Annotated in this window: 9 protein-coding genes; 6 read left to right on the plus strand and 3 right to left on the minus strand. The window is 42.9% G+C overall.

What is annotated here, in order from left to right; translation table 11 throughout:
• Nucleotides 1–198 precede the first annotated feature (198 nt).
• The 4 genes from A3757_RS14550 to A3757_RS14565 all read left to right on the plus strand — a co-directional run bounded on the left by A3757_RS14550 (nt 199) and on the right by A3757_RS14565 (nt 3,130).
• Entirely contained in the window at nt 199–882 is a 684-nt protein-coding gene (locus A3757_RS14550; RefSeq protein ID WP_068515864.1) for a CsgG/HfaB family protein, read from the plus strand.
• A gap of 28 nt (nt 883–910) precedes the next feature.
• Complete coding sequence (locus A3757_RS14555) at nt 911–1,318, plus strand: DUF4810 domain-containing protein (protein ID WP_068515868.1); 408 nt, start codon at nt 911–913, stop codon at nt 1,316–1,318.
• Nucleotides 1,315–1,959, plus strand: coding sequence for a GNA1162 family protein (locus A3757_RS14560; protein ID WP_068515871.1), 645 nt, complete (start codon nt 1,315–1,317; stop codon nt 1,957–1,959). Before A3757_RS14555 ends, A3757_RS14560 begins: the two co-directional genes overlap by 4 nt.
• Nucleotides 1,960–2,263: 304 nt before the next feature.
• Nucleotides 2,264–3,130 carry a hypothetical protein gene (locus A3757_RS14565; RefSeq protein WP_068514500.1) on the plus strand — a complete coding sequence of 289 codons (867 nt, stop codon included), beginning with the start codon at nt 2,264–2,266 and terminating at the stop codon, nt 3,128–3,130.
• Between the two features lie 37 nt (nt 3,131–3,167).
• Here A3757_RS14565 and A3757_RS14570 read toward each other — a convergent pair whose 3' ends face one another.
• Entirely contained in the window at nt 3,168–3,890 is a 723-nt protein-coding gene (locus A3757_RS14570; RefSeq protein WP_068567991.1) for an MBL fold metallo-hydrolase, read from the minus strand.
• Nucleotides 3,875–4,087 (minus strand): hypothetical protein, encoded by a 213-nt coding sequence (locus A3757_RS26865; RefSeq protein WP_068567935.1) that lies wholly within the window; start codon nt 4,085–4,087, stop codon nt 3,875–3,877. Before A3757_RS26865 ends, A3757_RS14570 begins: the two co-directional genes overlap by 16 nt.
• Nucleotides 4,088–4,434: 347 nt before the next feature.
• Between A3757_RS26865 and A3757_RS14575 the strand changes: the two genes are divergently transcribed.
• Together A3757_RS14575 and A3757_RS14580 are read left to right on the plus strand one after the other, a co-directional pair.
• Nucleotides 4,435–5,349 (plus strand): MBL fold metallo-hydrolase, encoded by a 915-nt coding sequence (locus A3757_RS14575; protein WP_082865226.1) that lies wholly within the window; start codon nt 4,435–4,437, stop codon nt 5,347–5,349.
• A gap of 26 nt (nt 5,350–5,375) precedes the next feature.
• The gene (locus A3757_RS14580) at nt 5,376–5,849 is read left to right on the plus strand and encodes a hypothetical protein (RefSeq protein ID WP_068515874.1); all 474 of its coding nucleotides are present in this window, start codon (nt 5,376–5,378) and stop codon (nt 5,847–5,849) included.
• On the opposite strand, the gene A3757_RS14585 is transcribed toward A3757_RS14580, so the two are convergent.
• Nucleotides 5,827–6,231 (minus strand): globin, encoded by a 405-nt coding sequence (locus A3757_RS14585; RefSeq protein ID WP_156506330.1) that lies wholly within the window; start codon nt 6,229–6,231, stop codon nt 5,827–5,829. The genes A3757_RS14580 and A3757_RS14585 overlap by 23 nt on opposite strands.
• Nucleotides 6,232–6,261: the final 30 nt, after the last annotated feature.

Below are 6,261 nucleotides of genomic sequence, written 5' to 3' on the forward strand. Positions count from 1 at the left end.
TTTGCCTTGATGTAAATCGATACAGGGACGAAACTGGGTCAAAGGAGGCCTCTTTTACAGAATGAGATAAAAATAAAACTGGCGCATATTATACCCAATTAAGCGGGGTGATTCGCCCCATATTGAAGATTAATCCAGTACACCTAGGCTTGTTGCTGTGATAATCTTTGGAGCAAACCTACCTGAAGGACCTTAATTATGAAGAATTTCTCCTTACGTTTTAGCAAAGTAATTTCCTTAGTTTCACTTTTTGTACTCCTTAGCGCCTGCGCAACGGAAAGTAAGCGAGCTATTCAACCAGATCGAGTTGCCAGCTATCAAACAAACTATAGTGGTAAGAAAACAGCCATGGTAGTAGGCAATTTTAATAACCGTTCAAACTATATGCAGGGTCTATTTTCTTCTGGTGGCGATCGCCTAGGTTCGCAAGGCAAGACCATCTTAAAGACCCACCTTCAACAAACGAACAGATTCAACCTTGTTGACCGTGACGCGATGAAAGAGCTTGAGCAAGAAGCTGCCTATCGCGGTCAAAAGCAAAACATTACGGGCGCAAGATATGTCGTTTCAGGCGCAGTCTCGGAGTTTGGCCGTAAAGAAGTTGGTGACAAGCAACTATTTGGTATCTTGGGGCGCGGAAAGGAGCAAATTGCTTATGCCAAAGTTTCCATCAATATCATTGACGTAACAACCAGCCAAATAATCTATTCAACACAAGGTGCCGGAGAGTATGCACTGAGCAATCGCGAAGTCATCGGTTTCGGTGGCACAGCGGGTTATGATGCAACGCTTAATGGCAAAGTTCTTAACTTCGCGATTACCGAAGCCATTAATAATTTAGTTAGAGATCTAGAGTCCGGCGTTTGGTCTGTTGAAAAATAGCAACTAACTATCGACATAAGGAAGTTCGATGAAATACATTAATATCAAGTTGATCGCTGCAATGGCGGTCATTCTTTTGGCTCAAGCATGTTCAACTCATAGTAATTTGTACTATTGGGGTGATTACCAAGAAATCGTTTACGATATTTACCTCAACCCCGGCGAAGCAGATACTGCCACGCAGATCTATAAACTAAACCTAACTATAGAGCGAGCAGAAAATAAAGGGATGAAAGTTCCTCCCGGCCTATATGCTCACTTAGGAATGGTTCACGCTCAAGCCGGAAACCCTGGCCTGGCAAAAAGCGCTTTGCTACAAGAAAAAGCACTGTACCCTGAATCTAGCGTATTTGTTGACGGCATTCTGACTCGCTCCAACATGCAAGACACCGCCTTGGAAGCATCTAACAGCCATCATAAGGAGAAAACAAAATGAAGGGATTCAAGTTCTTAGTTATTTCAATACTTGCTTTTGGAGTTTTATCCGGTTGTGCCGTTAAAGGTTATGACTACACGGCCCTTAAGCAAAGCAAACCGACCTCTATTCTGGTAATTCCACCCAATAATAGCTCTGTCGAAGTTAATGCACCCTATACGCTTATTTCCTCGATATCTGAGCCCTTGGCAGAAAAAGGCTACTATGTATTTCCTGTTTCAGTTGTCGATACTTTGTTTAAAGAGAATGGGCTCCCTACAACGGCTGAAATGAATACTATTCCCTTGGACAAAATTAGGGAAATTATCAACCCTGACGCAGTGTTATACATTGATATCAAGCAGTGGGGGCAGGAGTACCAAGTGATATCCTCAAAGACTGTCGTGGCTTCAGATTGGCGATTAATAGATGCCAAGAGTGGACAAATATTATGGAATGGCAGAGCCCAAGCTGTGAAGTCTTCAGGTGACGGCGGTGGCGGTTTGGCTGGTGCTCTCATTGGTGCATTAGTAGATCAAATTGCCGGCAGTATTGTCGATCACACACCTGAACTTTCTGCTATGGCGAGTAGTAACCTGGTCAATAACCAGCACTGGGGTCTACTTCCTGGGCCTTACGCACCAAAACCAGAAGAAAAGTAAAGATCAGGCAATAGCAATATCTAGAGTGCCTGGGTTTTGCCCGGGTACTCTCTCCTCAAGCCCCTCCATCAATCCTAAAAAGATAAGACAGCCCCAGAGTTTATTCTTACAATATCTTTGTTAGATTAGAATCAAACAAGAACAGTTTAATACCAGAGCCATTCAAGGTATCGTATAGTGCTAGGGAAGGAAAAAATAGCGCCCTTTTAGTAGGTGTCAAATTCGCTTTTGCTTAGATGGCAATCGATTCCTTCCAACTGCCATACCTGTCTCAATATTTGCTTGGTAGGAGTAACAGCGAATTATGAATTTTTCGAAACTCATTTACATCAGCTTATTGCTCTCGCTCTTCAGCTCATTTTCCAATGCGATAACTCAAACGAGCATTCGCTACCCTCAGCCAGGCGAAGTATTCACCAAACATCACAGTTACCCAATAGAGCTATTAAAGCTAGCCCTAAGTTATCATTCGGTGCCTCTAACAGTAGAACCCTCGCAGTATTTTATGACACAAGGCCGGGCTATCAAACAGTTGAGCCAAAGCAAGGGTATCGATGTGATGTGGACCATGACTTCCAAAGAACGAGAGTCAGAAGTAAAGCCTATTAGAATCCCTATTTATAAAGGCTTGATTGGCTGGCGCTTGTTCCTGACAACACCCGAGCAGTTGGCAACACGAAAACAAAGCCAAGATTTAAGGGCTTTAAAAAAAGCCACACTCATTCAAGGGCATGACTGGCCCGATACCAACATATTGAGATATAACAATTTTAAGGTACAAACTGGCCCCAGTTACGAAGGCTTATTTCAAGTGTTGTCACTTAATCGGGCGGAACTCTTTCCTCGCTCTATTATCGAGATCTGGGATGAACTAGAAACGCATCAACATCGCAACATTACCCTTGAGCCTCACACGCTACTCAGCTACCCGACCGCTACGTATTTCTTTGTCGCACAAGAAAATACGGCCTTAGCTAGCCTTATAGAAGAGGGGCTTCAGAAAGCCCTGTTGGACGGAAAGTTCGATGCGCTGTTCCAGCAGTATTATGCTGATCTGATACTGAAGGCTAATTTAAAGCAGCGACTACACTATCGCCTGATTAACCCTTTGCTTCCTGAAGCGACACCACTAGACCAGAAAGCTCTCTGGTTTCATTTAGATAAAGACTGAAAGCATCATTACTTTCAGCCTCTATACCAAGAGAAACTTAGTGTTTGTGCTTATGTTTATTGGGTTTATCGTGCTGGCTCGCATGCAAACTATTAAAGACGATTTTGATCCAGGTAGGCTCATTTAAGAAACCGTTTTCCCACTCGTCCCATTTTGCACTCAAACCTGCACTTTGTATCTCTTCCAGGCTCTTGTCATTCATCATGCTCTCGACCTCTTTCGCCGTACCACGCAACATGTCTCTGAAGGCAATAAGGTCTGGCTTCGTTGCCATTGGTCCGTGCCCAGGCACAATTTGGGTTGAGTCATCGATAGAATCTAAAATTCGATCAATATTCTGGGCGACACCTCGTACACGCCCACCTGCATCCACATCAACAAAGGGGTAAAAGCCGTTAAAGAAATGGTCACCCAAATGGACAATATTTTGTTCTTTAAAGAAGATCACGCTATCGCCATCAGTATGTCCGATTGGCAAGTGCATTACAGAAATATCATGCCCGTTAAAGTGGATAGTCATACGATGATCATAGGTAATATCCGGCAGCGCATGCTTTGGGTATGGTTCCGACACCATGTTAAACAGCTTAACCTCTTGACGAGAGTTCAAACGCTGATAAACATTATCATGCGCGACAACGGTAGGCTCTTTACCCAAGAGCTTATTGCCTTGAGTATGGTCACCATGCGAATGCGTATTTAGGATGTACTTAAGCGGTTTACCAAAAGTATCAAGTGTTTTCTCTAAACCACCTGACATATCGGCATAGTCACTATCGACAACCCGTCATCACCTTCGGACAATAAGATATTCCCGCCCTTTCCCTGAAGAAAGTGAAAGCCTGGCTTTAACTCAGTCACTTTAAACTGCTTAGTACTATGGTGGTGGTTTTCTGCAACACTTAAATTTGCAGACAATAACAACATGAGGCTGGCGCCCGCTTTAATTACGTTCACTAATTTATCTCCCTATTGATTGAGTCTTTAACATGCAAACATGTGAAGCGAAACGACCACCAAGCAGAGTATTTCTGCTTCATTTCCTTCTAAAGCGCCTTGAGTATATCAGTCTTATAATTTCCTCTCACCAACATTCAGGCTAAGGTAAATATGCGCTTAATTCAGGATAAGAACAAATACCGCAGCGATCACTAAGCTCCTGGAAGTGATAGCCTGTCGCTTGTTATTATTCTCAGCATTCTAAATACATATAAAATATATATCAGGTATATTTATTATATATTTTACCTATCAGTCTATTGTCATTACTATCGCCTCATCATACAAAAAACAAAGAGAACATTATGAAGCCCTTAGTCATGAGACTTACCATGCTGATCCCTCTCCTGCTTATCACTTTCACAAGCAGCACATCAACTTTTGCTGGAGAGATGATACCTGCAAATCTTAGTTTTTCAGTTATCGTCACCGCTGAATCAGGCGGCGCGCAAGAAGCGATGGTGGTATCCAGTGGTAGCTGGTTTACTCAGCGAACGTTAGTGCATAACGCAATTCTTATCAAACATCCAAAGGGTGATTTGCTCTGGGATAGCGGCATCGGCACTGAAGTCGAAGAACAAATGCAAGTATTCGCTTTTTGGGAGAAACAGTTGTTCGCGATCGAAAACGTTAAACCCGCCATTAGCCAGTTAAACGCGAATAACTACCCCATCAGCACAATTAAAGCCATCATCCCTAGCCATATGCACTGGGATCATGTCAGTGCAATTGAAGACTTCCCAGCAACACCGGTATGGATTCAACAGCAAGAGCATGACGCCGCGCACCAAGGCAAGCCACCCGGCTTTGTCTTATCGCAATTTGATAGTCCTGACATCAAATGGCAATTCATAAAGCTCTTAGATCAACCCTACCAAGGCTTCGATAAAAGTTTGGATATCTACGGTGACGGCAGCTTAGTGTTAGTCGACCTGGCCGGGCACTCGCAAGGGCACTTGGGTCTTTTTGTTAATACGCCAGACAAAGGGCGCTATTTCTTCATTGGCGATGCAACATGGGCGATCAAAGGAATTCAAGACAACCGCGGCCGTCCGAAGATTGTTCAGTGGGCAACTGGTGTCGATAATAACGTAGACCAAGCGGAAAAAGTCATCGATCAAATTCACTCTTTAAGCAAACGTGACCCTGACTTAGTGATCGTCCCGGCTCATGACGAACTGGTCACGGCAAAACTGCCCAACTATCCCAGCTTTTTATAAGATGGATTTACACCAAGGCTAACAAAGTGAACTACCAGCAACTTGATGCCATCGCCGATGCCTATATCCCTTTGTTAGGACTGCTTGTACTTGGCTTTATCGCCAGACAAATCCTTAATAAACAATACCGAACAGCAGCCAGGTTCAGTCTACAAACCTTGGTATCAGTAGCGCTGGTTTACGCCTTAATGGCTCTGGATAACTATTTTCTTATTTGGCCTACAGTCTCACTAGACTACAGCACTCATACAGCATTATCCCTGGCCTTAGTGATGTTATTAACTCAAGGTTCAACGTTTCAAGTTCACTGGCAAGTTGCCTTGGGAGTATCATTCTTAGCGTATGCGATTTTAATGCTTTACCAGCAATATCATACTATTGCAGACATAGTCAGCACCGCTTTCATCCTGGTTCCGAGTCTGTTTATTATTAACAGGAAACTGGTCTCTAAAGACCCAAATTGGGAACACTGTTCAGCTAAGCCTTATAAGAGTTCATAAAGTCGATGCCTGGCTTTAAGGCGCATCGCCAAACTAAAGCTGCTTCCTCACAAAAGTTAGGGTAGGTATCTTCAATAGCCTGAATGAAAGAGTCTACGAAAAGTTTATACATATATTCGTCAGCTCGAACTTTATCGGCGTGATGTCGAGCGATAGTTTTTAGGTATTCGCTTTCTTTATTAGTACAGTAGAATTTGACTAAGTGCTTTATAGATTCTCGAAGCATTTGCTTCTGCTTATCCATATCGATATAAGCAAAAGCATTTTTTATTAAATTAGAGCTATTAAAAAAGTGTGTATAGAAAGAATCAAAAAAGTTGCTATCGTTACTCAGAATAAAATCGTAACTAACGTCAAAATGACTCCCGAGAGATTCAATCATCCCCATTACTTAAGCGCTCCAATGCAATTT

This window comes from Oleiphilus sp. HI0117 (assembly GCF_001635235.1).

Coding starts and splice junctions, on each gene's coding strand:
- A3757_RS14565 (WP_068514500.1), top strand. CDS start 2,264: ATGAATTTTTCGAAACTCATTTACATCAGCTTATTGCTCTCGCTCTTC.
- A3757_RS14555 (WP_068515868.1), top strand. CDS start 911: ATGAAATACATTAATATCAAGTTGATCGCTGCAATGGCGGTCATTCTT.
- A3757_RS14575 (WP_082865226.1), top strand. CDS start 4,435: ATGAAGCCCTTAGTCATGAGACTTACCATGCTGATCCCTCTCCTGCTT.
- A3757_RS14585 (WP_156506330.1), bottom strand. CDS start 6,231: ATGATTGAATCTCTCGGGAGTCATTTTGACGTTAGTTACGATTTTATT.
- A3757_RS14560 (WP_068515871.1), top strand. CDS start 1,315: ATGAAGGGATTCAAGTTCTTAGTTATTTCAATACTTGCTTTTGGAGTT.
- A3757_RS14570 (WP_068567991.1), bottom strand. CDS start 3,890: ATGTCAGGTGGTTTAGAGAAAACACTTGATACTTTTGGTAAACCGCTT.
- A3757_RS14550 (WP_068515864.1), top strand. CDS start 199: ATGAAGAATTTCTCCTTACGTTTTAGCAAAGTAATTTCCTTAGTTTCA.